Consider the following 2,931-nt stretch of genomic DNA (forward strand, 5'->3'; position numbering starts at 1 on the left):
GAAATTATGGAACCTATTTATGGGGGCAGGTCGAAGCATTTGGGATATCTAGATGTCTGATTTTTCCGTCAAATTATCGCCCAAATGCTTCGCCCCTACAATATATTAAAAATCAATACATTCTATTGTGGAGATGTCTAATAGACTTCTCCAGAAAAGAAATTATGGAACTTATTTATGGGGGCAGGTCGAAGCATTTGGGATATCTAGATGTCTGATTTTTCCGTCAAATTATCGCCCAAATGCTTCGCCCCTACAATATATTAAAAATCAATACATTCTATTTTGGAGAGGTCTAATTAATACAAGCTGGCGAAACTCCGATGGATGCAAAACCCCTTAAAGGTGTAGGAAGTGGTGTTTATGAAATCGTTAAACGTTATGATACGGATGCTTATAGGTGTGTTTATGCGGTAAAAATTGGCAAGAATATATATATTTTACACGCCTTTCAAAAGAAGTCAAAACAGGGAATTAAAACCCCACAATCTGATGTTGATTTGATTAAACAACGTTACAAAGATGCAGTAGCAAGGGAACAGGAACAATGACACAAGAAAAGACATTTACAGAAAGTAGCGGTAATGTGTTTAAAGATTTAGGTTTTGCTAATGCGGATGAACTTTTAACTAGAGGTAAAATAGGGATTCAAGTAATTAGAATTTTAAAACAACGTAATTTAAAACAGCGAGAAATTAGCGAAATTTTGGGTATTTCACAACCGGAAGTATCTCATTTAATGAATGGTGAATTTCAGCGTTTTAGCGAGGGTAAATTGTTAATGTTTTTGAAAAAGATGGATACAGAAGTTACTTTACATATTCGTTTTCCTGATGTTGTTAATCAGGGGGAAACAGTGATAGTCTTGTAGTTATTTGTATGAATTGGTGACTGGGGACTGGTGACTGGGGACTGGTGACTGGGGACTGGTATATTATTTTATATTGTTTGAGTCAGGTGGTTATCGAGCGAAGTCGAGATAATGTCTAGGATTAAAGGATTAACAGGATGGGATTTTTATAATTTTATAAGATTATCGTTTTTTTGTATTCTTGATTATTTTATATTATTTGGATAATTTATAAACAACATCCTGTACATCCTCAAATCCTGGTTATCCTGATTCAGACAATTATCAATTATCAATTATCCATTATCAATTATCAATCACATCCCGTACATCCTATAATCCTGGTTATCCTGATTCAGACAATTATCAATTATCAATTATCAATTATCCATTATCAATTATCAATCACATCCCGTACATCCTATAATCCTGGTTATCCTGATTCAGACAATTATCAATTATCAATTATCCATTATCAATCACATCCCGTACATCCTATAATCCTGGTTATCCTGATTCAGACAATTATCAATTATCAATTATCAATTATCCATTATCAATTATCAATCACATCCCGTACATCCTATAATCCTGAAAATCCTGATTCAGACAATTATCAATTATCAATTATCCATTATCAATTATCAATCACATCCCGTACATCCTATAATCCTGAAAATCCTGATTCAGACAATTATCCATTATCAATCACATCCCGTACATCCTATAATCCTGGTTATCCTGATTCAGACAATTATCAATTATCAATTATCAATTATCAATCACATCCCGTACATCCTATAATCCTGGTTATCCTGATTCAGACAATTATCAATTATCAATTATCCATTATCAATTATCAATCACATCCTGTACATCCTATAATCCTGGTTATCCTGATTCAGACAATTATCAATTATCAATTATCCATTATCAATTATCAATCACATCCCGTACATCCTATAATCCTGGTTATCCTGATTCAGACAATTATCAATTATCAATTATCAATTATCCATTATCAATTATCAATCACATCCCGTACATCCTATAATCCTGGTTATCCTGATTCAGACAATTATCAATTATCAATTATCCATTATCAATCACATCCCGTACATCCTATAATCCTGGTTATCCTGATTCAGACAATTATCAATTATCAATTATCAATTATCCATTATCAATTATCAATCACATCCCGTACATCCTATAATCCTGAAAATCCTGATTCAGACAATTATCAATTATCAATTATCCATTATCAATTATCAATCACATCCCGTACATCCTATAATCCTGAAAATCCTGATTCAGACAATTATCCATTATCAATCACATCCCGTACATCCTATAATCCTGGTTATCCTGATTCAGACAATTATCAATTATCAATTATCAATTATCAATCACATCCCGTACATCCTATAATCCTGGTTATCCTGATTCAGACAATTATCCATTATCCATTATCCATTATCAATCACATCCCGTACATCCTATAATCCTGGTTATCCTGATTCAGACAATTATCAATTATCAATTATCAATTATCAATCACATCCCGTACATCCTATAATCCTGGTTATCCTGATTCAGACAATTATCCATTATCCATTATCCATTATCAATCACATCCCGTACATCCTATAATCCTGGTTATCCTGATTCAGACAATTATCAATTATCAATTATCAATTATCAATCACATCCCGTACATCCTATAATCCTGGTTATCCTGATTCAGACAATTATCCATTATCCATTATCCATTATCAATCACATCCCGTACATCCTATAATCCTGGTTATCCTGATTCAGACAATTATCAATTATCAATTATCAATTATCAATCACATCCCGTACATCCTATAATCCTGGTTATCCTGATTCAGACAATTATCAATTATCAATTATCCATTATCAATTATCAATCACATCCTGTACATCCTATAATCCTGGTTATCCTGATTCAGACAATTATCAATTATCAATTATCCATTATCAATTATCAATCACATCCCGTACATCCTATAATCCTGGTTATCCTGATTCAGACAATTATCAATTATCAATTATCA

At 32.5% G+C, this 2,931-nt stretch carries 2 protein-coding genes; both read left to right on the forward strand.

Features of this window, described 5'->3' with window-relative positions:
• Positions 1–302 precede the first annotated feature (302 nt).
• The gene (locus H5968_RS24785) at positions 303–551 is read left to right on the forward strand and encodes a type II toxin-antitoxin system RelE/ParE family toxin (protein ID WP_370569810.1); all 249 of its coding nucleotides are present in this window, start codon (positions 303–305) and stop codon (positions 549–551) included.
• Entirely contained in the window at positions 548–871 is a 324-nt protein-coding gene (locus H5968_RS24790) for a helix-turn-helix domain-containing protein (protein ID WP_187042059.1), read from the forward strand. Before H5968_RS24785 ends, H5968_RS24790 begins: the two co-directional genes overlap by 4 nt.
• Positions 872–2,931 lie beyond the last annotated feature (2,060 nt).

This window comes from Sphaerospermopsis sp. LEGE 00249 (assembly GCF_014299995.1).
Classification (GTDB): Bacteria; Cyanobacteriota; Cyanobacteriia; order Cyanobacteriales; family Nostocaceae; genus Sphaerospermopsis; species Sphaerospermopsis kisseleviana.

Bases quoted from the DNA above. Each gene is read 5' to 3' on its own strand.
- H5968_RS24790 (WP_187042059.1), top strand. From the start codon at position 548: ATGACACAAGAAAAGACATTTACAGAAAGTAGCGGTAATGTGTTTAAA.